The organism is Haloarcula sp. H-GB4, from assembly GCF_030848575.1.
Classification (GTDB): domain Archaea; phylum Halobacteriota; class Halobacteria; order Halobacteriales; family Haloarculaceae; genus Haloarcula.
The window spans coordinates 59,372-83,853 of sequence record NZ_JAVDDX010000002.1; the positions used below are offsets into that span (position 1 = coordinate 59,372).

A 24,482-nucleotide genomic window follows, 5' to 3' on the forward strand; every position below is an offset into this window, starting at 1 on the left:
AAGATGGATTCCGGCTACCCGCACAGGGGTAGTTATTAGCCGACAGCGACCGAAATCCCGACAAGATATGAGCGATTCACCGGAGAAGCTCTCCGTCTGGTGTGCCGGCGAGGACTGGTGTCCTATAACCACGACGGCGTCGCTTATCGGGAAGAAGTGGCACCCCGTTATCATCCACCGATTGCTTGATAACGGCCCCTCAGGGTTTAATGAACTCAAAGAGAACGTCGATGGAATTTCGTCCAAAGTGCTCTCTGACAGCCTCGAAGACCTGCAGGAGAAGGGGCTCGTCGACCGCGAAGTAATCAACGAACAGCCGTTTCGCGTCAATTACTCGCTCACCGAACACGGGGAGTCACTGGAGTCCGTGATCACCGAAATGGCAGCGTGGGGCGAGACCTACCTGCAGGAACCGACAGAGGCCGACGAGCCCGCAGAGTAGGTAGCAGGCAATCCCTTTTGTTGCTGCCCGACAAACCTTCGTGTATGCCTGTTACTTCGGACGCCGAACTCCGAGAGATCCTCGAACGTGACCGTGTCGCCGTCGTTGGGTGCTCAACCAGCCCCGGCAAGGATGCACACGAGATTCCGAAGTACCTCAGCAAGCAGGGGTACGAAGTGATTCCGGTCAACCCCTTCGCGGACGAGATATTCGGGCAGAAGGCCTACGACTCACTGGCAGAGATCCCCGGCGAAATAGACATCGTTGACGTGTTCAGGCCGAGCGACGAGGTCAGCGACATCGTCGACGCGGCTCTGGAACGCGACGACGACGCCGTTATCTGGCTTCAGCTTGGAATCCACGACGACGAAGCCGTCGAACGCGCCGAGGCGGCCGGCCGTCAGGTCGTTCAGGATCGCTGTATGAAACCGACCCACCAGCAACTGATGGGGTGAGTCGACGGAGGGCTGTCGCGGACTACGCTGCTCGATGTGAGAACGGTGTCCGCCGGTCCGCTATATGTGGCGTCAGTCCGGATTATTTCTGCGCGCTGGTGGCGTCTTCGACATGACCTTCCCCCACTTCGAACGGTTATCCGCGACCTGTCGATAGGCCCGCTCACGGAACCGTTCGTAGTCCTCGAACTGCCGGAGGAACGAGACCAGCGGCCGCGCAGGCTTCCCAAGCTCGGTGTATGTAAGTGCGGTTTCGATGGACTCTCCGCAGGAATACACGTCTTCCTCGGTCACCAGATGCGAACAGGACTCGTAGTCGTCTGGGAGTCGCTCCAGCAGGTCGTCGCCGAGCTCAGAGAAGCCGACGATTTCGAGATCGGACCGTTCGTCGATGAAGTCCGCCCACCACGTACAGAAGCCGCAGTCGTCGTCGTAGACGAGCGTTGCGTCGCTCATATTCGATCTACGCACCCGAGGCACAAACACCTGTGGTTCAGCCGGCAGAGATTGACAGCCGGTGGCCGCGACGCCAACTGTTTTGCCCGCCGCTCTCTTCAGAGCGCGTATGGACGAAGATGCGGTCGCCGAACTAATCGAGGAAACGCTTCCGGAAGCACAGGCGATGGTCACCACACCACGGGACCCCGACGACGACAAACACTACGCCGTACGCGTGGTTTCGCCAGCGTTCGAAGGAGAATCGCTGGTTGACCAGCACCAGCTCGTCCACGACGCGCTGGGGGACCATCTCACCCGCGACATTCACGCTATCGAGCTGACAACGCTGACGCCCGAGGAAGCCGAGTAGTCAAGTCCCGGCGGCGTGGCTCACCCCGTCGGTACGTCTTTATTCCCGACCCCATTAGTGATGGTATGGCATTCGAGCCCGAAGAACTCTCACCAGAAGAGGTCACGGACCAGGTAGACAGCGTCATCGAGGACAACGAGGTCGTGCTGTTCATGAAAGGTAACGAGCTGATGCCACAGTGTGGCTACTCGAAGAAGGCCCTCGCACTGCTGCAACAGCACCGCGACGACATCGAGACAGTGGACGTGCTCAAGGCCACCGATGCCTATCGAGAGGCGCTAGAGAGCCACAGTGACCGTGAGACGATTCCACAGACGTTCGTCGACGGGGAGTTCATCGGTGGCAGTGACATCCTCGAACAGCTCGACGAGCGCGGCGAACTTGCACAAAAAGTCGGCCAGTAAGCTCGGCCGGAAGTGGCGGCGTGGTTACTCCTCGTCTTCGTCTTTCATGTCGCCGAGTTTGTCGACGAGGTCGCTCGTGGTCGCCTCTGTCTCGAAGGAAACCGACCCGTCGTGGTCGTTCTCGTGGACCGCAACACCCTCGCTGTCGTCCGCGTCTACGTCGTTGTCCTTCTGTTCGGATTCATCGTAGCTACCAAAGCCCATACAAATACAACTCGCAGTCGCACACTAAAATTCGCCGGTTCTCGCCGAGACACGACTCTACAGTGACATAGCGAGACAAGCAAAGGTTCTTTACCATGCTTGCACTCCCGCTAGATAACGGCAGTCGAGAGCCGTGGTTTTACCGACGGCTATCGGGCCTCCATCTCCAAACTTATGAGTTCCGCAGACGAGACACTTGATAGAATCAAAGCACAGGTCGAAGAAGAGACACCGGACGACATCGAAATCGAATCCGTCGCGTTCGAGGGACCGGAATTGGTTATTTACACGCCGGACGCGCAGACGGTCGCCAACCGCGACGGCATCGTCAGAAACCTCGCACAGACGCTGCGTAAACGAATCAACGTTCGCCCCACGCAGGAAGCCCTCGTCCCGCCAAACGAAGCCCGGTCTCGAATCACGCAGACGATTCCAGAGGACGCCGGTGTCCAGAATCTGGATTTCGATCGGCAGACCGGTGAGGTGTTTATCGAGGCGGAAAAGCCCGGTCGCGTCATTGGCCGTCACGGGGCGACGCTGGACGAGATCTCCGCCTCTGTCGGGTGGACGCCCGAAGTCGTCCGGACGCCACCGATGGAGTCTTCGACTGTCTCGAACGTCCGGAACTACCTCAAGCAGGAACGCGAAGAACGGCGGGACATCCTCCAGCGCGTCGGTCGCCAAATCAACCGTCCCACCACGAGCGACGAAGACTGGGTTCGGCTTACCACGCTCGGCTGCTGTCGCGAGGTCGGGCGCGCCGCGTTCATCCTCTCGACGCCGGAGTCCCGCATTCTCATCGACTGTGGCGACAAGCCGGGCGCCGAGGGCGAGGTCCCGTACCTCCAAGCGCCCGAGGCGCTCGCCGCGGGGCCGAATTCCCTCGATGCCGTTGTCCTAACACACGCACACCTCGACCACTCCGCGCTCATTCCTATCCTGTTCAAGTACGGCTACGACGGGCCGATTTACACGACCGCGCCGACGCGAGACCTGATGGGCCTGCTCCAACTGGACTACCTCGACGTGGCCTCTAAGGAGGGCCGCACCCCGCCCTACGAGAGCCAGCAGGTCCGAGACGCGCTGAAACACACGATTCCGCTGGAGTTCGGCAATGTCACCGACATCGCGCCGGACATCAAGCTCACGATGCACAACGCCGGCCACATTCTGGGCTCGGCGGTGTGTCACTTCCATATCGGTGAGGGGCGGTACAACGTCGCCTTCTCCGGAGATATCCACTACAAGGACACCCGTCTGCTCGATGGCGCTGTCAACGACTTCCCGCGGGTCGAGACGCTCGTGCTGGAGTCGACCTACGGCGGCAAAAACGACTACCAGACTGACCAGTCTGACTCCGAGCGGGTTCTCAGGGACGTCATCAACGAGACCTACGAGAACGACGGCAAGGTGCTGATTCCGGCGTTCGCCGTGGGGCGGTCCCAGGAACTCATGCTCGTCCTCGAAGAGGCGATGCGAAAGGGCGACATCCCGACGATGCCGGTGTACCTCGATGGGATGATTCGGGAGGCGACAGCCATCCACACCGCGTATCCAGAGTACCTCCGGGACGACCTCCGCCAGCGCATTCTCTACGAGGACGAGAACCCATTCCTCGCCGAGCAGTTCGAACAGGTCGACGGCGGCGACGAGATGCGACAGGACATCGCCGACGACGAACCGGCAATCGTCCTGACCACCTCCGGGATGGTCACCGGCGGCCCCGTGATGTCCTGGCTCCGGCTGCTGGGTAGCGAGCCGGACAACACGATGGCCTTCGTCGGCTACCAGGCAGAAGGAACTCTTGGCCGCCAGATCCAGCGTGGCCAGGACGAGATTACCCTCGGCGACACGAGCGGGCCACGCGCCGAGCGGGTGAGCCTCAGGCTCAACGTTGAGACGGTCGATGGCTTCTCCGGCCACGCCGACCGACAGGGGCTTGAGTCGTTCGTCGAGACGATGCACCCGCGACCGGAGAAGATCCTCTGTGTCCACGGCGACGCGTCCACGACGAACCAGCTCTCCTCTGCGCTGTACCAGAAGTTCAACATGCGGACCCACAACCCGAAGAACCTCGAAACGTTCCGGCTGTCCTGAACGCCGGACGGCGGTTCAGTTCTCTTCTGAGAGATTCAATCCGGCAAACAGCCGCGCCGAAATCACTTGCTCGACGATATCGACAAGCACGGTGTCGTCGCTCGTGTAATCGGCAAAGATGCCAAGCGGTACTTCGCCGCCGGCCATCTCGCGGTGTCCCCCTGCGCTCCCCACGTCACCTAGGGACTCACTCAGAACGTCACCAATGTTGACTCGGGAGTCCGTCGAGCGGGCGCTGAGCTGGATCGTGTCCTCGACGATGCCGAAGACAATGGCCGTCTCGACGCCTTCGAGCGTCGCCAGATAGTCAGCCGACTGCGGCAGGGCGTCCCGCTCGGGCGTCCGACCGACGTGTGAGATCAGCACCGACCCGCGGACCGTCCGGTTTCCGATTGCGTCCGCGATAGCGTCGACAGTCGCGCCGCTGACAGACGGCGAGGAGAGCTGTCGCAACAGGTCAGAATCGGCAGTGTCCGTCAGAAAGCCGGCCGCCCCGTACTCGTCCGGCGTCACGCCGCGCAGGAATCCGAGCGTCTCCCGCCGGATGGCAAACAGTAACGCCGTCGCCAGGCGGTCATCAAGTTCGATGTCGAGGTCCCGGAGATACTCCGTCAGTATCGTCGCCGTCGCGCCGATCTCAACACGGTGGTCAACGAACCTGGCCGCGATGTCCTCGGCGGGGTGATGGTCGACAACGATATCGACCGAAGCATCGTCGGGAACTCGGTTGTTCGCTCCTGGAATCGAGTGGTCGACGAAGGCGAGTAGTTCCGAAGGGTCCCGGTCCATCACGTCGGCTGTATCGAACTCCTGAATGTCCATCTCCAGCAGATTGACGAACGAACGGTTCTGCTGGTGTGATATCTCGCCGCTGTAGAGGATGCGTCGTTCGTCGATGCCGACGGCGGCCGCGATGCGACCGAGCGCGAGCGCGCTGGCCAGACAGTCGGGGTCGGGGTTGTTGTGACAGACAATCGTGAGTGACTCTGCCTCTCCGAGCAGGTTCTCTAGTTCCGTTGCGGGACGCATTTATCGGTCGACACTTCGGGCTCCTGCTACAAGCGTGTGGGGGCCCAGCCACTGAGTCATAGTCGGGCACGCAATTGCTGGACGAGCACGCCGAGAACGAGCGCGAGACCGAGGTTGATGAGCACGCCGACGACACCGATTGCCGTAACGACTGCCAAGTCATCCGTTCTGGAAACCCCGGTCCAGCCCAACTGGAGCGCGATCAGTACCAGAATGACTCCAAGTAGCGCCGTTGGATAGGCCGATATGACGCCAACGGCGAGGAACGCAGTCAGCACGTAGCCCGCACCGAGTATCAGATTCGCGCCGGGCGTTCTGGCCCCGAAGGCGTACTTCCCGGCAACGCCGCCGCTCCCGTGACACATCGGGAACGCACCGAAAGGGACCGCGACCAGATTCATAAACCCCATACTGTTCGAAAGCTGGTCCGCGGAGACGTCCCGATCGAAATAATCGGCGAGCAGAACCGACGTGGCGAGGGCGGCGTTGCCGACCGTGACCGCTATTTGTGCGAGGACGGCCTCGCCCGTCTGTGCCGACAGTGTCATGCTTGGGAGCATGAACATGGCGTCAACCGCTGGAACGGCCGGCGTCGGAATCCCGGTCTCCGCGAGGGCGATGGCGGCTCCGAGGACAAAGACGACGAAGGCGCTCTGCCCGCTGTGGCCCAGGAGCGCGAGAACGGAAACAATGCCAACGGCGACAGCCACGAGTATCGGGTCGTTGAGTCCGAGACCGATGCCGGTTTCCAGCAGGACCAGCGCGACCCCGAGTTGCACCCCCCGAACGACCGTATCGTCAACGTATTCATTGACCGTTTTGAGCGACCGCGTCGTTCCGAGCGCGAGCAGAACGACAGCAATCAAAAGCCCTGCGACAACAAGTTCGCCAGTGGAGATGGTCCCGGCGATGACCAGCGCGGCGAAGGCCTTCATCGGCTCGACCGATATCGGAACCCCGTAGTACAGCCCCCATATGACCTGAAAAACGCCGAACCAGACGAGCATGACCGGGAGCGAGAGCTCCGTCAGCACGGCGACGGCGACAACAACTGGGAGTACCGTCGCCGAGTCCCCGATTGCGCCGGTCAGTTCATTCCACGAGAGCGTTATTGTCGTTTGCTCGCGGAACGTGAAACTCATCCTGCGCGGTCTTCACGACGGAATAGTAAGAGCGTTTGCCCGCGGCGGCCGCTACTCCGAGTACTCGTAGGGCGCACGGTCCCCGTCGGTGTCGATGTACTCCTCGTTTATCTCCCACTCGCCGTCCTCGGTTTCGACCATGTACTCGCCGTAGTAGGGGACGCGGGTGTCGACCGTCTCGCGGAACGCGGCGCGCATCGACTCCTTGGTCGTGCCGATATCACGTAGGTCGTCGTTTCGGTTTAGACAGCCCTTGAGATAGCCGTCGTGGGTGAGCCGCACGCGATGGCAGTTCGCGCAGAAGTTCTCGTTGCCGACGGGGTCAACGATCTCGACCATCCCGCTGTTGCGGTTGTTGACCGGTTCCGTCCGTATCCCACCGTCAGACGCGGCCAGCGATGTGGTGGTGCCACTGCCTTCGACCGCCGCGTCGCTGCTGTGTATCCAGTAGCGCCTGCGGTCGTGCATCTCGCGGTGTTCGACCTTGTCGGCGCGGTCCTCGAGCCAGTCGTGGACGCGGTCGATGTCGATGGCCCACTCCGGGTGGCCGGCAAGTTCCGGCATGTACTCGATGAGTTGGAGCTGGAGCCCGGGGTTCTCGGCGACGTGATCGACCATCTTCGGGACGTACCCCGCGGTCGGCTCGAAGACGACCATGTTGAGCTTCACCGGTTCGAGGCCGGCATCCAGCGCTGCTTCGACGCCCTCGAGGACGCGGTCGTAGGCCCCGCTCTGGGTCAGTTCGGCGAAGGCCTCACTGTCGAGGGCGTCCTGCGAGACGTTGACCCGCTCGAGACCTGCGTCGACGAGGTCCGGGGCGCGGCCGGGGAGGAAGGTGCCGTTGGTCGTCATCGACACCTCCATCTCGTCGGGGGCGCGCCGGACGATTTCCTCTAGGTCCTCCCGGAGCATCGGCTCACCACCGGTGAACTTCACCGAGTCGACGCCGAACTCGGCAGCGACTTCGAGGAAGGCCACGATGGTATCGGCCGTGAGTTCGTCGTCCTGTGCCTCCATCGGGCCCCGCGTGTCACCCAGCCCCTCGTTGTGGCAGTAGACGCAGTCGAAGTTACACCGGTCGGTGAGGGAGACGCGGACACCGGAGACCTCGCGACCGAAGTCGTCTTCGAGCATATCCTTGCTAACTGTTCACAGCACAGCCTCTTAAATGACGTGACTGATCCGGTTCTGTCATCGGGCACACTGGGGTAACGGTTAATCAGACGACCGCCGTGCACTGCGTATGGACATCGTCGATGCGTTGAACGCGCGACACGGGACCATCTGCTTTGTTGGCGCTGGGGGCAAGAAAACGACGATGGCAACGCTCGCAGCGCGACTAGAACACGCCGTCGTCACCGCGACGGTCCGGATTCCCATTTTCGACGGCTGGGTCGAGGAGGTCGTCGTGACGGAAGCCCCACGGACAGCCATCGACGCGGCGTCTGCGTGGCCGCTGGGCGTCGTGCCGGCCCAGGAGCGCCCGGACCGCTACCGCGGCTACGACCCGACGACCGTCGCCGACTTGGTTGACACCGAGCACCCGATTCTGGTGAAAGCCGACGGTGCGCGGATGCGGGAATTCAAAGCGCCAAGCGACCGCGAGCCACAGCTACCTTCGACGGCATCGACAGTCGTACCGATCGCCAGCGCGCACGTCGTCGGCGAACCCTTGACCGACGACATCGTCCACCGGGTCGACGAGGTGGCCGCGATTACCGGGCTCGCTCGTGGTGACGAGATTCGACCGCAAGACGTCGCCGCGGTCCTCGCCCACGAGCAGGGTGGGCTGAAAGACGTGCCAGCCAACGCGACCGCGGTTCCGCTGCTCAACATGGTCGATGACGCGGGACTCGAAACGAGCGCGCGGGCCATTGCCGAGGCCATTCACAACCGAACCGACGTGCCTCGTGTCGTCCTCGCTGAGATGCGGAGCGACGACCCGCTGGTAGCAGTCGTCTGAGACCGAGCCGACACCGGCCCCGCTCGCTCAAAACCGTTCGGCCGCGGCATCGAACTCCTCGCGGGTGTTGAGGTTGTTGAACGTCTCCAGTGAGGTACGTTCGAGCACATCTTCGCGTTCGATGACGACGTAATCGAGGTCGAACAACGGTTCGACGATTTTGTGCTCACCGCGCTCCAGTGCTCGCTGACAGGCGTCGTACATCGCGTCGGCGTGGTACACCGCCTGTGTCGTCTGAAACCATTCGTCCGGACGCGGAACTGCGGCCTCGTGGGACGCCGCCTGCTCGAACAGGTAGTCGACGAACGTCGGGTCGACAAAGGGCATATCGCAGGCCACCACGGCGGCATACTCGCTGTCGACGGCTCCCAATCCGGTCGCGATACCAGCCATCGGTCCCTGGTCGGGGTCCTCATCGAGCGCGAACATCGGGTCGAGCGTGTAGTCCGACAGTGCCGTGTCGATGGCCTCGACTTGGTCCTCGCGGCAGTTCACAACGAGTTCGTCGACAGCTTCGCCGAGGCGGTCGGCGACGCGTCGGACCATCGGCGTCCCAGCGAGGTCGGCGACGGCCTTGTCGCTGTCGCCGAACCGCGTCGACCGGCCGCCAGCGACGATGACACCTGCGCGCATACCCCGACTTCTCGGGTCTGGCAGAAAGGTGCTTGGTGCTGTGGGTAATCCTTTAGTCGACAGACCGAAGAGTGAGGTATGATGACAGTAGCCAACCGGGACCGAATGCTCCACGTCGACCTGTCGTCGGCGTCGGTCGAGAGCTGTCCGGTTCCGGCGGCCTGGCGTCGCCAGTTTATCGGCGGCAAGGGGCTCGGCGCTCGGTACCTGTACGATGAACTCGACGCCGGTACCGACCCGCTAGGCCCCGAGAACGTCCTGTTGTTCATGCTCGGGCCGGTCTCCGGGCTGCTCCCCGGCGAGACGCGCTACGCAGCGGTCACGAAATCGCCCCTGACAGGTGGCTTCCTCGACTCATACGCGGGCGGGACGTTCCCGGATACGCTGGCCGGCGCGCTGCAGGACCACACTGGGATTCTTGTCACCGGGCGTGCCTCGGAGCCGGTCAAACTCGTTGTTTCGGACGACGACGCGACGGTCGAACCTGCCGAGACGTGGGGGCAGGATACGGCCGAAACCGACGCGGCGTTCCCCGAGGCTGCAGTGGCGTGTATCGGCCCGGCGGGCGAGCAGGGCGTCGCGTTCGCGACTATCGCTTCTGACGGCGGCGAACACCACGCGGGGCGGGGCGGTGCCGGAACAGTGATGGGCGCAAAACGGCTGAAGGCCGTCGTCGTCCGGGGTGAGCCGCCGACGGACCTCGCAGAGCTACGAGAGCAGTACGCACAGCGGTACCGCGAGGGCGACACCGGCCAGTGGCTGCACGCCAGCGGGACCGTCGAAACGGTCGATTTCGCCAATGCGATCGGTGCGCTCTCGACCCGCGGCTGGGAAGACGGCCAGTTCGAGGGGGCCGACAGCGTCGGTATCGAGGCCGTACAGGAACTTGCCGCAGGCCGGGAGTACGACGATGCGGACAGTCCCGGCGGCTTCCGCGTCCAGACCGAAGATGGCGAAACCGTGCCCCGCGGGGCGACGGCGATGAGCCTCGGGGCCGGGCTTGGCATCGACGACTTCGACGCCGTGGCAGCGCTGGGCGAGACGTGCAACCGGCTGGGGCTCGACCTCATCAGCGCCGGGAGCGCCGTCGCGTGGGCGATCAAAGCCGGCGACGCCGGCCTGCTTGCGGAATCGCTCGATTACGGGAGTCCCGACGACGCGCGGGCGCTCCTCGAAGAGATCGTCGCACGGGAAACGACACTCGGCAACGCCCTGGCCGACGGCGTCGACGCAGCTTCGGCCTGCCTGGGCGGGGACGACCTCCTGCCGACGGTCAAGGCCATGGAACTGCCCGCGTACGACCCTCGCGGTGCACGGAGTATGGCGTTGGCGTACGCGACCAGTGACCGTGGAGCCTGTCACCGGCGGGCGCTCCCCATCGAGCAGGAAGGGTTCGACGGTGATTGGAGCCCCGAGCGGGCGGCCACGGCCGTCATCCGCGAACAGGACCAGCGCTCGGTGCTATGGTGTCTCGTCGTCGATGACTTCGTCGGCGACGCCTTCGACGACCTCGGCGCGGAATGGCTCGACGCCGTCGGACTGGACACGGATGGCGACCTCGCGACGGTTGGCGAGCGGGTCTGGACGCTCACGCGACTGTTCAACGTCCGCGAGGGCGTTTCCCGAGCCGACGACGAACTGCCGGCGAAACTGCAGGAACCGCTCGATTCGGGCCCGAACGCGGGCGCGGCAATCGACACCGAATCCTTCGATGCGATGCTCGACGAGTACTACAGTCAACGGGGCTGGGACGCCGACGGCTGCCCCACACCCGAGACCATCGAGCGACTCGGCCTCTCGGACGCCGTCGACCGAGCGACACTACCAGCGGACACGACATCCGGAGAATGACAGACGAAATCAACCTTGATGAACTCGACGTACAGGACGACGAAGAGACGCCGAACAGGGGGGACTGGTTCTGGAGTGGGGAGGGCGACCCCAAGGATGAACCGGACCCCGGAGCGACTGGGACCGAATCGGTGCGGCCTGACAGCGACGCCGAGGCTGGGGGTTCAGATGCGGCCACACGTACGAGTACCGACGCGGATACTGGTGACGGCGGGAACGACGGCGATGCCGCCAGCGCGGACCCCGGTGGCCAGGCGGTTCCCCACGTCCCAAGGGAAAACAAGGACAAGCCGGTCGGCATTCCGACGGACAGCGGCGGTGCGGGTGGCGCAGCCGCGACCGACACTGACCCGGCCTCAAACGTCGCCGAGGACCCCGCCGCTGGCGAGGAGTCCGTTGAGGCGAGCGGCCCGCACGGCGGCGGCATCGACGACATGACGATGGCCGTGACCTACGACGCGGCCCGGCAGTTCGCCGATCCGCAACTGGTGTTCCGTGAGGCGAGGGGATGGGCTGACTGGGTCGGTATCATCGGCGACGTGGATGCATTCGTTATCAACAAGTTCCAGCGCGACCACGGCATCGACGCCGATTTCTTCAGCGGCGCTGGCCAAGAACCGGCCGAACGGCTCGCCGATATCGACGAACACTCGATGTTCTATGCCGAGCGGATGGTCCTCGTCGGCCGCCCGGACGACGAACCGATCGCCAACCGGACAGGGTGGGAGTTCATTCCGCTCACCGACGCCGCCGAGAAGGCGGAGTGGGACCTCGCGACGGAGTGAGTACAGGCCGTTAAGTGCCCTTATCCTCAATAATTATGTGCCCTGTCAGAGCAACAGCTGTCATGAACGAATCCGCCCGAGCGCGACTGATCGGCGGTGCGATGGTTCTCGTCGGTCTCGCTCAGGCGTTCATCGGGACCAGACAGGGCGATACGATCTTTGCTGGTCTCGGCGGAGCATACGCCCTCATCGGAGTTGCATACCTCTGTGCCCACGGTCGCGGGCCTTCACGATGACCGATGACCAACGCCGTATGTTTATAGTGCTTGCTGGTCATTGTCATACACGAACAACAATGACACTCCGAACCGCGATCCAACAGTCGAAGATACTCACATTCGTGGTACTGGGTGCCTTCGTCTGGCTGTTACTGACACTGTTCGAAGTCGCGTCGACCATCGACTTCGCGACCGGCACAGCGACGTTTGTCGGCCAGAACGCGCTGGGCGGCATCGCTGGGGTGTTGGTGTTGACCACCGTGCTCGGAGCGCTCGTGGTCCTGTACTCCGAGATGACCGAGTCGGACCCGGCCCCACAGTCGTGGCCGCCATCCGAAGAATGACCTACTACAGTTGCGAGGAATGCGGCCAGATGATAGACCTCTCGGCGTTCGAGGGGAAGCCGCGCCGACAGGAGTGTCCGGTGTGTGAGGAAACGACGCTGTGGACGCCAGAGTTCGAGGGCGAGGGGGTGTCGTTTTGACGCTTACCTTCGAGGTGAGTGACCGGCTGTATGAGGCCGCCCAAGAGTGGGCCGACCGGCGATTAGAGGATATTGACGAGGCGATGGAGACCAAAGTCGAGCAGGCGTTGCTGGAGATCGAGCACCTCGTCTCACAGTCCCACGACGTGGAATTCAACGTCGACGGTCGCGAGATACGGTACGAACCAACCGAGGAACTGGCTACGTTACTCCGTCAACAGGCCGAAGAGAGCGGAGTCGACGAGAGCGCGGTCCTGAAAATGCACGTCGACCTCTACGCCAACGCGTTCCTTGACGAAGTGACGGACGAACAGAAACCACCGGGAACGCCGTCTGAGTGACGGCATCAAAACTTAAGCCCGGCCACTGCAACAGATGATATACAATGACACACGAAGAAAGCGAGTGGAAACCTAAGGGTGCGACAGAGACGTTCAACGACTTCGAGGTCTGGGACCACGGCGTCTGGCCAGGTGACGTGAACCAGAACGACACGACAACGGACGACGACGAGGAGTGAACGCTATCGGCGTCAGGTCTTGTACTATTTTCGTGGCCCACTCTCACGTGAGCAACAGCTACGGGGCCGGGAAGGCCCGTTTATCACGCGGCGGAACGTAGAAGTTCGAGCGTGACGCAACTTCGATAAATTCCAGCAGGCCGTTGTTCTGCCGGTCCCGGAGTTCTTCGTGTTCTTCCCGGAGCCACCAGCCGTTCATCGCGTCCCGGACTTCCTCGAAGTCACGCGGGCGTTCCTGTAATGAAAGGAAGTGAATCCCGGCCTGGCCGCCGTCAATCGTGTTGAAGTCGCGCCGGAGGAGAATCGGCTCCCCGTCCTTACGGGCGCGGGCGACCTTCTCGAAGTGGCCGACCGCTCCCTCATTGCTCGCGTGCTCGCGAACCATGTCGGCGAAGGTGAGGTCGCCTCTGTCGATGTCCTCGGGGGAGAACTCCGCCGAGAACAGCCGCTTGACGCGGTCAGACTGGGCGAGTTCCCACCAGTTGTCGAAGGCCTCATTGATCCGTGAGAGGTGTATTGTAGTCCCACCGGCGTAGGGGCCGTCGCCGATGGTGACGCGGTCCTCGCTGGCCTGCGTGCCGGACCGACCGGCGAAAAAGCCCGAGAACATATACGATTCCGCGGGAATATCGGCGGGGACGCCTTCCGCGCCGGCGTGGGCGGCCGGGAGTCCCCCGCCGATGAAACCGCCGCGGCGGTCTGCCACGGAGAACACGTCGCCAAGTCGGCCCTGAATTTCCGCGTCCGCAAGCGTCGGCCGCGTGTCGAACATCGCCGACTCAGCGGCGGCGAGATTCGACGGAACGTCGCTCGCCAGAACGAGCATTGCGTCGAAAGCCTGTAGATCGGGATCGTCTGTCCGGGAAAGAACCCGCGGGCTGCGTATCGGGGACGAATCAAGCGACCCGTAGGTGTCGAAGTAGCTCGTCCCCCATCCGAGCATATGCAGGAGCCCTGCGCTGTTGAACTCATAGGCGTCTTCCAGTGTTCGCATCGCCAGTTCGACGGTCTCCGCGGCCGCGTCAGATGGTTCGTCGTCGAGGTCGAGCATGAACAGTCGGAAATGACGTGGCAACAGGTCGTTGCCAGCGGCATCGCTTCGAAGGCGCTCGTTCCAGGCGTGTTGCCGTATCGGGAGTTCGTTGGCCCGCGGGTTCGGGTCGAGGTCACCCGTCGGCGACTCCGCTTGCCTGGCTAGCAGGGATGAACAGCCGCTGAGACCGGCCGCTCCGGTGAGTGTGGAGAGCCGGAGCAGTAGCCCGCGGCGCGAAGGCATGGTATGTTATTACAAGGGTAGGGGTACGCAGAGAAAAACTTTGTCGCAGAAGAACAGGTCATAACGGTTTTTTACTTGTCAGTCCGTACCACGACCCATGTTAAATATACTCATGCATGCGGAATCGGGGCTGGACCTCCCGTTTCCACCCGACATGGGCGCGGCGGTCCTCGGTGTCGGGCTGGTTGTTCTCGCCGTCATCACGTACGATGTCTATCAGCAGCACTGGACCGGAAAGGGTACCTGATGGCCACCGAGCAATCGAACTCCCGGCTGACCGCCGTGTCACTTCTCGGTTATCTCCGAATTCTGGTTTACACCCTCGCTACGCTGCTGGCACTCTCACTGCTGGTCGTCGGTACAATCGGCCTCATCGCCGAACTCAAGGGGAGCTGGCACTGGCAGATTCACCTCAAATCGACTATCAGCTACATCGGGCTGTTCGTCAGCCGTCTGCTAGTCGTCCTCGTTCCGCTGTTCGTGGTCCTCGTCGTCGGTCGACGGGTGGTCCCCGATGCGTGAGCGACTGCATGTGAACCCATTCGGTGTCATCGCGGCGGCCTCGGCCACGCTCCTCTGCGTGCTGGTCGCGGGCGCGGGCGCCGTCGCGGTCATCGCACGGTCGGTCAACTCCTGGCGGTCGCTCTTTCTCATGGAACAGGCGATGGCATTCCTGCTGCCTGCTGTAAAGGTTCTGATCATTGTCGGGCTCATCGCAAGCGTCGGGCTCGTGCTCCGAATCCGGTAGCCGCCCCGCTACCCGATCTGGGCGACGATTTCGTCCTCGAAGCGGACGAGCCCTTCACAGATGAGCGCCGCTGCGAGGAACAGTCCGTCATCGGCCTCGTCGCGCATCTCGTCAGCGAATTCGACAACCCACTCGCTGAGGTGTTGCTCAATGAACACTCGTTCGTAGCCGACCGTCTCCTCGTCGCCCTCGCGCTGGCGTTCAATGAGATACCGCAGGAATGCCAGCTCGACGGCGACGAAGTCGTCCTCTTCGGGGTAGTCCTCGGGCGGTGCCCACCCCGCCGCAGCGTAGCTGGCATCAACCTCGGCGAGTCCTTCGCCGATGAACTCCGTGTCCTCGCGGTAGTTCGTCTCGTGGGGCAACACCGGCGGCCGCGGGCCGACGAGCAGGTCCGTGTACTCCCGTTCGAGGTCGTCCTGCACCGCCGAAACCGACCGGTCGGCGTTCTCGTCGATCCACGTCGCAAGCATCTCGAAGCCCTCGTCGAGCTGGTCGTTGATCGAATCTTCCGGCAGTTGCACCTCGCCGCTCACTAGCCGCTCGACGAACGCTTCCTCGGGCACGTCCCAGAACACGTCGATGACGAAATCCACCAGTTCGAGGCGGGCCTCGTAGACGGCTGCGTCGTTCATCGCTTCTCCCCATGATCGAACAGCAGACGACTCCGGCAGTCGCTACAGTACTCGAAGACGGAGTGGTCGGCGTCGGGAGCCAGCCCCTCGACCTGGTCGCCGACCTCCTCCTCGATTTTGTCGGCGGAGGCGACACTGGTGAACGGTTTCCCACAGCGGACACATTCCAGCATATCGCCCTCGTGGACGGTTATCCAGGCCTCGCCGCCCCTGTTCTCGGGGAGCAGGGAGAGGTCCAGCCCGTCGTGCATCGTAATCGCCGTCTCTGGACAGCCCTCCTCACAGAGACCGCAGTTGACGCAATCTGCGTGGTTGAACGCCAGCTCGCCCTCGCCGGTCCGCTGGATGGCATCGGTCGGACAGAGGTTCGTACAGGTTGGTGTCAGCGTACACGCGTCGTTGACGTCCATGACCCCGAAGTCTTTCAGCCCGCGAATCACCTCGCGTTCGGGTTCGACGTGTTCGAGGATGGTCCGAACGCTCTCTAGGGCCCAGCCATGGCTGTCGAAATCGGGGTTGGGGCGAGGGTCCTCACGGTCCGTGTCGCTTCGGCCGGTCGCCTCGTAGCCGCCGGCCGGCATCGGCGTCTCGTCAAGCCCGAACTCGACAAACCCGGACAGCGACTCGACGAAGGCCTCGGGGTTGCCGGCCTCGGGCGCAAAGAAGCCGACCCGGTCACCGAGCCCAAGGTCGGTCGTCGCCTGATTGAGCCGGTCGACCAGCTCTTGCTTGGGGTCCGGGCCGGAGTGCAGACACGAGCCGCCACAGCCGACGATGGCGACGCCGTCCGCGCCGGCCGCGAGCGCGTGCATGACGTGTGCTTCGCCAACCGTGTCCGTGCAATTGACGGAAACGGGGAGGATGGGCGGGTAGTCGAGGTCGCCCGAGCGCACCGCCTTGCGACCGTGCGCTCGAAGGCGTTCCATCGCGTACTCCGAACAGACGAACGCGATGACCTGAGTGTCGATACCTGCGCTGTCGCCCCGCGAGAGCAAGCTCTCGTCGGAATCGTCTTGCAGTAGTGCCTCGACTTCGCGCGCGAGCCGTCGGTTCGAGGGCTCACGGAGCTGTGTTGCACCCGTTGGGCAGGCACTCGTACAAGCTCCGCAGTTCTCGCAGGCGGTCTCGTCGAACTCGACTGAATCGATAGTCGGCCGGTCGACCGCGCCGTGTGGGCAGGCGTCGACGCAGGCCGTACACCCTTCTTGGCTGGACGCACCTGCCGCGCAGACATCCATATCGAGGTCGAGGAACTGCGGTTTCTCGATGCCGCCCAGCTGTGATTCGACTGCGGCGATGGTGCCGGCGTCGACCGGCCCGGTGTAAAAGCCCAATCGACCGCCGCGGGCGTCGTCGCGGCCGCCGGGGTAGATGACCTGGTCGACTTCAACGGTGCGGGTAACGCCGTTCAGGTCGATAGCGTCGGTCGGACAGATGTTCGTCCACTCGCCGTCGGGCGCGTCCGGATGGATGTCGACAGGGAACTCCGTCACCATCCCGTCTGGCCCCTCGCGCACACAGTCCATGCAGTCGATGCAGTCATCGGTGACGCGGGCTTCCAGTGTGAGTTCGTACTCGCCGTAGGAGCCATCGATGTCAACGACGCGCCCGCGCTCCATCGTCACGTCGCCGAGCCCTTCCACGTCGGCGAAGTCCCGCCCGTCCGCGATGAACGTCACGTCGGCGTCGTCAGTCAGCGACCGCGCCGCGCCGGGGTCGCCCACGACAGCGACGCGGTTCCCGGCGTCTTTCGACACCGTTCGTGACGGTGCTTCCTCGCGGAGGCCGGCCTGTTTTGCGTTGATTAGGCGGGCCGTCTTGTCAGTGGCCGATGCCTCGTCATGGACCCAGGCGCTGGTTTCCCGATGGTCGACAAACACCGACGCCTCGGGATGGAGGTCGTGCTCGTCGGCAAGCCCGCGGATGCGGTCCTGACACGACGGTTCCGGCGTCGTCGCGATGACCTGATCGAGATTGTACTCCTCGATGACCTGTGACATCCCGGCTAAGCCGTCCTGGCAGAGTAGTTCGGAACTGGCCACGACATCGACATCATCGACACCGTCCCGTACCGCTTCGAGGTCGATGTCACACGATCCCCCACAGGAACACACGAAGGCGCCTGTATTCATTAATCATGCAAAATCCTGTCGCAGTAATAGACCTTGCGGAGTGTTCACACATCTGTTCATGAATTCAACCCCAAATATTTGGACGGCCGGAAAATTACAGGGATTATGATACCTAACTATGTCACATTTTATCATGGATGACATCGAATTTGTGCCACGTCTAGACAGACAATGACAAACCAGATTACGTGGCAAACACGGACAGCACCGGTAATGGGTGGGCACCATTCACGATGAGCACACAACAGGAACCGGTCTCACTGGATCTCGACCGGCGCTCGTTCATGAAGGCGAGCGCCCTCGCGGGCGGGGTCGCCCTCGGCGTCAGCGGCGCTGGTCGGGCACTTCAGGAGGACGGCGAGGAAACGGACGGGACAGACACGGACACGGAACTGACAAAGACGATCTGCAACTACTGCTCGGTGGGCTGTGGCTTCCGTGGTGAGCGGGAAGGGAATTCCTTCGTCGGCATGGAACCATGGCATGAACACCCGATAAACGCCGGATCACTCTGCTCGAAAGGGGCCGGCATCTACGAGACCGAACACTCCGAGAAGCGTCTCAAACACCCGATGATACAGGAGGACGGGGAGTGGCGCAAGCTCGGCTGGAACGAAGCGTACGACCGGCTGGCGACAGACATCCGGGCGCTGTGGCCCGACGACGACACTTCGCCGGACGAGGCTGTCGACGTCGACGCGGAGCACAGCCGCGAGAGTGTGATGTTGCTCGGCAGCGCCCATCACTCCAACGAGGAGGCCTACGCCAGCAGGAAGCTGGCGGCGTTCATGGGCACGAACAACATCGACCACCAGGCGCGGATCTGTCACTCCACGACAGTCACGGGGCTGGCAAACACCTGGGGCTATGGCGCGATGACCAACACCGTTCAGGACTACCGGAACTTCGACCTGAACATCATCATCGGCCAGAACCCGGCTGAGGCACACCCCATCGCGATGCAGCACATCCTCGAAGGGCAGAAACGCGGCGGGACCATCCTCAATCTGGACCCACGATTCACGAAGACGTCGGCTCACGCCGACGAGTTCATGCGGTTCCGTCCGGGCACCGATGTGGCCCTGATGATGGGGATCATCAAAGAACTCCGTGACAAGCACGGGCTCGCGATGGACCCCGACGCGGACGAAAGCGGCCAAAATATGCTCACTGACCGCGTGCAGGGCTGGGAAGACGTCGACGCGGAACTCGACCAGTACGACAAGGGAACCGTCGAGGAAATCACGTGGGTGTCCGCCGAGGACATCGAGCGCATCGCTGACATGATTGACGAGGCCCGACCACACGTCCAGATCGAGTGGGCGATGGGCGGGACCCAGCACAACAACGGGACCCAGAACATCCGCTCGTACGCGATGGCGAGTCTCGCCTCCGGAAGTGCGGCCAGGAGCGGCGGCGGCCTGCAGGTCATGCGTGGACACGCGAACGTCCAAGGGGCGACCGACCTCGCGGTCGCCAGCCATATCCTGCCGGGATATTACGGTCTGTCGGCGGGGGGCTGGTCGTGGTGGGCTGAAATCTGGGACCGAACCCCCGAGACCAGCGGCGACACGTCGTTTGCGGACATGTACAACCGGTTCGAGCTGATGCCGCCGGACAAGTACGTCCGACAGAGTCCGACGTATGAAGGGAGTGAGGACGCGGACTCGCTGCCGCCGAACGCCGACCACGGGCCGAACAACCCGGCAGAGAACTCGATGATGTTCCAGAACGGGCTGACTGTGGCCCGCTGGTTCGAGTCTGCCCTCGACAAGGAAGACCGGTATCAGGAAACGCCGATCTACCAGCCCGACCAGACGAAGATCGCGGTCTTCTGGGGGCACTCAGCGAACTCCATCAGCGAGATGGAGCAGATGAAAGAGGGCATGGAGAACCTCGATCTGCTGGTCGTCGTTGACGTGTTCCCTTCGGTTGCGAGCGTGCTGCCGGATTACGAGGACGGCCCGCCGGTGCTGCTGTTACCGGCGTCCAGCCAGTACGAGCATTACCGCTCGCTGACCAACACGAACCGGTCGGTCCAGTGGTCCGAACCGGTCCGCTCGCCGGCGCACAACTCCAAGCCCGACCTCCAGATCATGCAGGAACTGGCTGGCTATCTGGGCTTTGGCGAGCACTTCGACTGGGGCGCGGGCTCGGAGCTCTACAACGGCAAATCCACATACGAGGGCGTCATCCGCGAGTTCAACCTCGGAACCAACACCATCGGCTACCGACAGACGCCCGAACGGCTCCAGCAACACCTAGAGTACGACTACGCGTTCTCCAACGAGGACCTCAAGGGAGCCGAAGGAACGCCTGTCGCCGGCGAGTACTGGATGCTCCCCTGGCCCTGTTGGGGCGAGGACCATCCGGGCACCCCGATCATCTGGAACGACGACCTGGACCCCAACAACGGGGGCCAGGACTTCCGGACTCGCTGGGGCGTCTCGGCACCGACCCCGGAAGACTGGGACGCGATGCCGACAGACGACGATTACCCGATGCAGCAGACGCTCAATGCAGTCGGCGACCGATACGAGAGTCAGGAGGACGCGCTTGATCTGACTCGTGCGCCGTACAACCCCCAATGGGCCGACGACGCCGACACGGCTGCGGACGGCATGATCCACGGCATTCCGGAGTACCCGGGCTGGAAGGTGACGCCACCACAGAGCCTCGTCGACCCGACTCAGGAGGTACAGCCGGACGAACTCACCATCCCACAGCAGTACGCGCTCGACAATCAGGAGTCGGTGTACACCGCCGCGCAGGCGTTGAACAACCCTGACACCGGAAGCCCGGTGTTCGACGAGTACCTCGAAACAATGATCGGGGAAGGCGTTGAGCCCGAGTTCTACGAGCAGTATGACTTCAAACAGCCCGACGCGCCAACCGGACGCGGCCGGGCACGGGCCGTCGTCTGGAGCTTCCTCGACAAGGTGCCGGTGCACCGCGAACCCATCGAGGGGCCGGACACGGAACTGCTGAACGAGTGGCCGGCGAACGGCCAGCAGCGGAACTTCTACCGGCTTGACCAGAACAACCTCGAAGAGCAGGAACGGGCCACGGACATCATCCACAATCAGGACGATGGGCCAGATCTGGACACGATCATGACCAGCGGGCGGCAGGTCGAACATCAGGGCGGCGGTGCGGAGACGCGGAACAACATCCACACCGCCGACCTTCAGCCGCACATGTACGCCGAGGTCCATCCGGACATGGCGGAGGACCTGGGCATTGACGGCGGCGACCTGATCGTCATCGCCTCGACGGACCGCGGGTCCGTCTTGGTGAAGGCGCGGGTGACGAACCGACCGAACCCACAGGAAGTGTTCCTGCCGTACCACTGGGGTGGCGTGTTCAAAGGCCAGAGCTTAGAGGACAAGTACCCCGACGGGCACGTGCCCTACGCGATCGGAGATTCCGCGAACGCGATCACGTCACGTGGATACGATGTCGAGACACAGATGCAGGAGACGAAGGTGTCGATGGTCGGCGTCTACCCGGCGACTGAGCAAGTAATCAACGAATTCAACATGGATGTCGACCTCGACCTCACGTTCCCGCAAGACGAGAACGACGTCGGGACGCAGAAGGACTTCGACGTCCGTGACAACTCGACGGTGCAATGAGGTGAGCTAGTATGTCAACAGGCAACGAAGTGATGCACGACGGCGTGATGAGTACCGGCGAGGATGCGCGTATCTTCCCGGACGTCGAAGCGTGCATCGACTGTGGCGGCTGTGTCGTCTCCTGTAAGCGTACGTGGGACGTCCCACGAGACGAACAGCGAATCAGTATCGCGACGATGCTCGAAGGCCAAGAGGCCGCATCAGGGCTCAACGCCAGCAGCGGCCAGGCGATGGGCCAAGGTGAGTCACCAGGCGAAACCGCGGTGCCGATGCAGTGCTATCACTGTTCGAACGCGCCGTGCGTCTCGGTATGTCCGACCGACTCGCTCATCTCGAAGGAAAACGGCTTCGTACGGGTCCGTGACGACCTCTGTATCGGCTGCCAGTACTGCCTCTCGGCGTGTCCCTTTGGCGCGCCGCAGTTCCCTAGCGAGGACGAGGGGGTCGCCAATCTCGTCGGCAGCGGTGGCAACATGGACAAGTGTACCATGTGTGAGGAGCGCCAGGACGTCGGCAAGGGGCCGGCCTGTGCCGAGGAGTGTGCCACCGACGCCATCTTGGTCGGGACGCCGGCCCAGATCTCGGACGAACTGGACAACAGGGACAGCGGCACGTTCTTCAACGACGTGGCTATGGACATCATCTTTGGCGAGGACGCCAGTGAGTTCCAATGACGAACACAGAAGACCTTCCGGAGGTGAACGGCTACAGCCGCGTCTCAGTGCTCGTCAGCGCGGCCGTCGGCCTCGCTGTCGCGGGGCTGGCGCTGTTCTGGGCACAGGGTTTCAGACTCGGCTACGAATCGCTGTACCGGGTCAACCCGAGCGTCGAGGGCGGCGGTATCGGCGCGGACTGGGTGTTCGGCAACACCATCCCCGCGCTCGATTTCCTCATCGCGCTCATCCACGCGGCCGACGTCATCCTCGGTGCGTTCATTCTCGTGATGGTGTTCATCCACTGGGCGGCGTTCCAGCGGCTGGCAGGTGAGATGCGCGAACCGGGTGAGGACACAAACGAGGCCGTCGCGGCCGACGGCGGGTCGCCGACCGGTGGCGACAGACAGGGGGGTGACGGCGCATGAGCAATCTCGACCACGGAAAGTTCACGCGTGTGACGACCCTGTTCCACTCGCTGCTGGGGCTGGACGTGTTCTTGCTGTTTTTCACCGGCTACGCCATCATGTTCAACGACGAACTGTGGTGGATGCTGACGCTGATGGGCGGGGCCTCAGGCGTGACGGCAATCCACCGCATCACCGGCATCGGGCTGGTTGCACTCGTCATCTTCTGGATTACGCTCCAGATTATCTCTTCAACCGGCCGGAGCAACTTCTCGAAAATCCTCCCGGCGAAAGACGACGTCGATGCGTTCATCCAGGACATCCAGTTCGTCTTGGGCCGGGCCGACGAACGCCACCCGAGCGCGCGACAGTTCGCCGGCTACAAGGCCGATGAGGTCCCGTTGCTGTCCTACATTGGCAAAGGTGTCGTGGCGATCTTCTCCATCGAGCTGACCCTGCTTGCGATTTCGGGGCTGCTCATCTGGAGTAAGACCGGCCTCGCCGCAATGTTCCAGACCAAAGCGGCCGCAATGGCCTTCGTCACGTTCCACGGCCTGCTGGGCGTCATCATGCTGATGGGGGTCATGTTCCACATCTTCGAGCACGGGATGCACCCTGCCTTCTACCCCGTCGAGACGAAGGCGTTCATTCCCCGAAGCATGGTGCCTGAGCACCACGGCGACGACGATGAGGAGCCGGACACCACGGGGATCGAACGCCTCTCGCTGTCCCCGTCCTGGCGAACTGTCTCGACGATTTTCGGTGCGATGACCGTCATCGGGATCGTCTCCGTGCTCATCGGAAGCATCTTCGACGAGGGCTATCCGGTGCCCCGCGAACTCGCCATCGGCGGCGGCCCGTCGAGCATTCTGTTGACTATCGGTATCAACCTCGGCATGGTCGTCCTCGGTGTCGGGCTCGTGCTGTCGATGTACGGGAACGTCTTGCGCATCCGCTGGGAACAGCAGCTCGAAGCAGAGCGAGAACCGCCGGCCGCGGCCGACGGGGGCGAGCCCAAGACCGACGGCGGCCAGCCTGAATCAGACGACAGCGAGAACTGAACCGACTGCGAGCCGTTTTTCGTGCAGCTACGCGATGAGTGCCTGTCCTTCCGGCGATAGCTCGACGTCGACGTCCTGCCGGGTCTGTTCCTGAATCTGGTTCAGGTTCCGGGTCAGGACCTGGAGGATGTCCTTTGGCTCCGGGTAGACAAGCATATTGCCGTCGCCGTCCTCCATGACCAGTTGGGTATCTGAGAGCGCGACCTGATCGCCCTCAATGCTGGCGACGATGACATCCAGTGCTTCCGCGCCGCCGGGGTCACCTTCCGTCACCTTCGTAATATAGAGTGCATCGAGCCCAATGAGGTCCTTGTACTCGCGGACCTGTTCCGCACAGGCGACCATGTCCTGTGTCACCGCCGTCTTTTGATCGTTCCCATGGTCACCCTTGTAGCAGTGTTTACAGATTCGCAGTTCGAGACGCATGCCCCTGTCTATGTGATTGAGTCTCATTACCGTTGTGGGGACGGCCATTTGACCACCAATGTTTACTGTACTGCTGTGGAATGGTATCACATGGCATCAACGCTCAACGCAGTGTATCTGGCACTGGTCGTCGTCGTCGGCATCGTCGGAACGCTGTTCGTTGCAAGCATCAGGTCCGCCGACGTGCGGTCCCGGTGGCTCGAACTGTCATCGATCGGGGTCGTGGTACTGTTCCTGCTGGCTCTGGGTGTCCAGTTCCTCGCGTAACTGTGCAACCCAACTTGTCGAGAGATACTGCTGGAACAATAGCTGCTGCTGTGTGTCTACCTGAGCAAGATCTATCGTCGAATAGTTCATTCGCTGGCTTAGCATTGACCAAATATAATCTCCTCTGCCCAAAATTATAGATGTATTTTGCAATATCGGTTCTTCAGCACCTGTGATAGCGCCATATTAGGCAGTATTGTACACAAA

At 62.6% G+C, this 24,482-nt stretch carries 31 protein-coding genes; 21 read left to right on the forward strand and 10 right to left on the reverse strand.

The genetic code is table 11. From position 1 onward, the window contains the following. Positions 1-67 precede the first annotated feature (67 nt). A complete protein-coding gene (locus RBH20_RS08615; RefSeq protein ID WP_004956789.1) occupies positions 68-442 on the forward strand; it encodes a helix-turn-helix domain-containing protein in 375 nt (124 codons plus the stop codon). 44 nt (positions 443-486) lie between these two features. Then, positions 487-897: a CoA-binding protein gene (locus RBH20_RS08620; protein WP_306707641.1), complete on the forward strand. Its 411-nt coding sequence runs from the start codon at positions 487-489 to the stop codon at positions 895-897. A gap of 72 nt (positions 898-969) precedes the next feature. On the opposite strand, the gene RBH20_RS08625 is transcribed toward RBH20_RS08620, so the two are convergent. Beyond that, a complete protein-coding gene (locus RBH20_RS08625) occupies positions 970-1,353 on the reverse strand; it encodes a DUF393 domain-containing protein (protein WP_306707643.1) in 384 nt (127 codons plus the stop codon). 109 nt (positions 1,354-1,462) lie between these two features. Between RBH20_RS08625 and RBH20_RS08630 the strand changes: the two genes are divergently transcribed. Together RBH20_RS08630 and RBH20_RS08635 are read left to right on the forward strand one after the other, a co-directional pair. Further along, complete coding sequence (locus RBH20_RS08630) at positions 1,463-1,705, forward strand: BolA family protein (RefSeq protein ID WP_306707645.1); 243 nt, start codon at positions 1,463-1,465, stop codon at positions 1,703-1,705. 65 nt (positions 1,706-1,770) lie between these two features. Then, the gene (locus RBH20_RS08635) at positions 1,771-2,109 is read left to right on the forward strand and encodes a glutaredoxin (protein WP_306707647.1); all 339 of its coding nucleotides are present in this window, start codon (positions 1,771-1,773) and stop codon (positions 2,107-2,109) included. A 24-nt stretch (positions 2,110-2,133) separates the two neighbouring features. On the opposite strand, the gene RBH20_RS08640 is transcribed toward RBH20_RS08635, so the two are convergent. Continuing rightward, a complete protein-coding gene (locus RBH20_RS08640) occupies positions 2,134-2,313 on the reverse strand; it encodes a DUF5786 family protein (RefSeq protein WP_004516241.1) in 180 nt (59 codons plus the stop codon). Between the two features lie 174 nt (positions 2,314-2,487). On the opposite strand from RBH20_RS08640, the gene RBH20_RS08645 reads away from it, so the two are divergent. Then, entirely contained in the window at positions 2,488-4,410 is a 1,923-nt protein-coding gene (locus RBH20_RS08645; RefSeq protein ID WP_306707650.1) for a beta-CASP ribonuclease aCPSF1, read from the forward strand. A gap of 15 nt (positions 4,411-4,425) precedes the next feature. On the opposite strand, the gene RBH20_RS08650 is transcribed toward RBH20_RS08645, so the two are convergent. From RBH20_RS08650 to moaA, 3 genes are read right to left on the reverse strand one after another with little or no spacing between them, the layout of a single operon-like run. Beyond that, complete coding sequence (locus RBH20_RS08650; protein ID WP_306707652.1) at positions 4,426-5,439, reverse strand: bifunctional oligoribonuclease/PAP phosphatase NrnA; 1,014 nt, start codon at positions 5,437-5,439, stop codon at positions 4,426-4,428. A gap of 56 nt (positions 5,440-5,495) precedes the next feature. Then, positions 5,496-6,581, reverse strand: a complete 1,086-nt coding sequence (locus tag RBH20_RS08655; protein ID WP_306707655.1) for a putative sulfate/molybdate transporter — start codon at positions 6,579-6,581, stop codon at positions 5,496-5,498. A 51-nt stretch (positions 6,582-6,632) separates the two neighbouring features. Beyond that, complete coding sequence (gene moaA / locus RBH20_RS08660) at positions 6,633-7,715, reverse strand: GTP 3',8-cyclase MoaA (protein ID WP_306707657.1); 1,083 nt, start codon at positions 7,713-7,715, stop codon at positions 6,633-6,635. Positions 7,716-7,824: 109 nt separating this feature from the next. Here moaA and yqeC point away from each other — a divergent pair, with 109 nt between their 5' ends. Next, positions 7,825-8,544, forward strand: coding sequence for a selenium cofactor biosynthesis protein YqeC (gene yqeC, locus RBH20_RS08665; protein ID WP_306707659.1), 720 nt, complete (start codon positions 7,825-7,827; stop codon positions 8,542-8,544). 27 nt (positions 8,545-8,571) lie between these two features. On the opposite strand, the gene RBH20_RS08670 is transcribed toward yqeC, so the two are convergent. Beyond that, the gene (locus RBH20_RS08670; protein ID WP_306707662.1) at positions 8,572-9,177 is read right to left on the reverse strand and encodes a molybdenum cofactor guanylyltransferase; all 606 of its coding nucleotides are present in this window, start codon (positions 9,175-9,177) and stop codon (positions 8,572-8,574) included. 78 nt (positions 9,178-9,255) lie between these two features. Between RBH20_RS08670 and RBH20_RS08675 the strand changes: the two genes are divergently transcribed. From RBH20_RS08675 to RBH20_RS08705, 7 genes are all read left to right on the forward strand, one after another. Beyond that, complete coding sequence (locus RBH20_RS08675; RefSeq protein WP_306707664.1) at positions 9,256-11,028, forward strand: aldehyde ferredoxin oxidoreductase family protein; 1,773 nt, start codon at positions 9,256-9,258, stop codon at positions 11,026-11,028. Beyond that, positions 11,025-11,813 carry a hypothetical protein gene (locus RBH20_RS08680; protein ID WP_306707666.1) on the forward strand — a complete coding sequence of 263 codons (789 nt, stop codon included), beginning with the start codon at positions 11,025-11,027 and terminating at the stop codon, positions 11,811-11,813. The genes RBH20_RS08675 and RBH20_RS08680 overlap by 4 nt, the downstream gene beginning before the upstream one ends. 62 nt (positions 11,814-11,875) lie before the next feature. Continuing rightward, positions 11,876-12,049 carry a hypothetical protein gene (locus RBH20_RS08685; RefSeq protein ID WP_306707668.1) on the forward strand — a complete coding sequence of 58 codons (174 nt, stop codon included), beginning with the start codon at positions 11,876-11,878 and terminating at the stop codon, positions 12,047-12,049. Between the two features lie 59 nt (positions 12,050-12,108). Next, positions 12,109-12,375: a hypothetical protein gene (locus RBH20_RS08690; RefSeq protein ID WP_306707670.1), complete on the forward strand. Its 267-nt coding sequence runs from the start codon at positions 12,109-12,111 to the stop codon at positions 12,373-12,375. Further along, positions 12,372-12,515, forward strand: a complete 144-nt coding sequence (locus RBH20_RS08695) for a hypothetical protein (protein ID WP_188853356.1) — start codon at positions 12,372-12,374, stop codon at positions 12,513-12,515. The genes RBH20_RS08690 and RBH20_RS08695 overlap by 4 nt, the downstream gene beginning before the upstream one ends. After that, entirely contained in the window at positions 12,512-12,856 is a 345-nt protein-coding gene (locus RBH20_RS08700) for a hypothetical protein (protein WP_306707672.1), read from the forward strand. The genes RBH20_RS08695 and RBH20_RS08700 overlap by 4 nt, the downstream gene beginning before the upstream one ends. Positions 12,857-12,900: 44 nt before the next feature. Next, positions 12,901-13,035: a hypothetical protein gene (locus tag RBH20_RS08705; protein WP_306707674.1), complete on the forward strand. Its 135-nt coding sequence runs from the start codon at positions 12,901-12,903 to the stop codon at positions 13,033-13,035. Positions 13,036-13,093: 58 nt separating this feature from the next. Here the strand turns inward: RBH20_RS08705 and RBH20_RS08710 are convergent, their stop codons facing one another. Continuing rightward, a complete protein-coding gene (locus RBH20_RS08710; RefSeq protein WP_306707676.1) occupies positions 13,094-14,311 on the reverse strand; it encodes a hypothetical protein in 1,218 nt (405 codons plus the stop codon). A 97-nt stretch (positions 14,312-14,408) separates the two neighbouring features. On the opposite strand from RBH20_RS08710, the gene RBH20_RS08715 reads away from it, so the two are divergent. Genes RBH20_RS08715 through RBH20_RS08725 form a run of 3 tightly spaced genes read left to right on the forward strand, consistent with a single transcriptional unit; the run spans position 14,409 to position 15,059 of the window. Continuing rightward, positions 14,409-14,558, forward strand: coding sequence for a hypothetical protein (locus RBH20_RS08715; RefSeq protein ID WP_306707678.1), 150 nt, complete (start codon positions 14,409-14,411; stop codon positions 14,556-14,558). After that, positions 14,558-14,833 (forward strand): hypothetical protein, encoded by a 276-nt coding sequence (locus tag RBH20_RS08720; protein WP_306707679.1) that lies wholly within the window; start codon positions 14,558-14,560, stop codon positions 14,831-14,833. The genes RBH20_RS08715 and RBH20_RS08720 overlap by 1 nt, the downstream gene beginning before the upstream one ends. Next, on the forward strand, positions 14,826-15,059 hold the full coding sequence (locus RBH20_RS08725) for a hypothetical protein (protein ID WP_306707681.1): 234 nt from the start codon (positions 14,826-14,828) through the stop codon (positions 15,057-15,059). Before RBH20_RS08720 ends, RBH20_RS08725 begins: the two co-directional genes overlap by 8 nt. A gap of 8 nt (positions 15,060-15,067) precedes the next feature. Here the strand turns inward: RBH20_RS08725 and RBH20_RS08730 are convergent, their stop codons facing one another. Both RBH20_RS08730 and RBH20_RS08735 read right to left on the reverse strand, forming a co-directional pair. After that, on the reverse strand, positions 15,068-15,694 hold the full coding sequence (locus RBH20_RS08730) for a molecular chaperone (protein WP_306707683.1): 627 nt from the start codon (positions 15,692-15,694) through the stop codon (positions 15,068-15,070). After that, positions 15,691-17,826, reverse strand: a complete 2,136-nt coding sequence (locus RBH20_RS08735; RefSeq protein ID WP_306707685.1) for a 4Fe-4S dicluster domain-containing protein — start codon at positions 17,824-17,826, stop codon at positions 15,691-15,693. The genes RBH20_RS08730 and RBH20_RS08735 overlap by 4 nt, the downstream gene beginning before the upstream one ends. A gap of 233 nt (positions 17,827-18,059) precedes the next feature. Here RBH20_RS08735 and RBH20_RS08740 point away from each other — a divergent pair, with 233 nt between their 5' ends. Genes RBH20_RS08740 through RBH20_RS08755 form a run of 4 tightly spaced genes read left to right on the forward strand, consistent with a single transcriptional unit; the run spans position 18,060 to position 23,582 of the window. Then, positions 18,060-21,461: a formate dehydrogenase subunit alpha gene (locus RBH20_RS08740; protein ID WP_306707687.1), complete on the forward strand. Its 3,402-nt coding sequence runs from the start codon at positions 18,060-18,062 to the stop codon at positions 21,459-21,461. A gap of 11 nt (positions 21,462-21,472) precedes the next feature. Continuing rightward, positions 21,473-22,135 (forward strand): 4Fe-4S dicluster domain-containing protein, encoded by a 663-nt coding sequence (locus RBH20_RS08745; protein ID WP_058995203.1) that lies wholly within the window; start codon positions 21,473-21,475, stop codon positions 22,133-22,135. Then, positions 22,132-22,542, forward strand: a complete 411-nt coding sequence (locus RBH20_RS08750) for a hypothetical protein (RefSeq protein ID WP_306707689.1) — start codon at positions 22,132-22,134, stop codon at positions 22,540-22,542. The genes RBH20_RS08745 and RBH20_RS08750 overlap by 4 nt, the downstream gene beginning before the upstream one ends. Beyond that, on the forward strand, positions 22,539-23,582 hold the full coding sequence (locus RBH20_RS08755) for a cytochrome b/b6 domain-containing protein (protein ID WP_306707691.1): 1,044 nt from the start codon (positions 22,539-22,541) through the stop codon (positions 23,580-23,582). The genes RBH20_RS08750 and RBH20_RS08755 overlap by 4 nt, the downstream gene beginning before the upstream one ends. 27 nt (positions 23,583-23,609) lie before the next feature. Here the strand turns inward: RBH20_RS08755 and RBH20_RS08760 are convergent, their stop codons facing one another. After that, positions 23,610-24,008: a hypothetical protein gene (locus RBH20_RS08760; protein ID WP_306707694.1), complete on the reverse strand. Its 399-nt coding sequence runs from the start codon at positions 24,006-24,008 to the stop codon at positions 23,610-23,612. Positions 24,009-24,098: 90 nt separating this feature from the next. Here RBH20_RS08760 and RBH20_RS08765 point away from each other — a divergent pair, with 90 nt between their 5' ends. Continuing rightward, entirely contained in the window at positions 24,099-24,275 is a 177-nt protein-coding gene (locus RBH20_RS08765) for a hypothetical protein (protein ID WP_306707696.1), read from the forward strand. Positions 24,276-24,482: the final 207 nt, after the last annotated feature.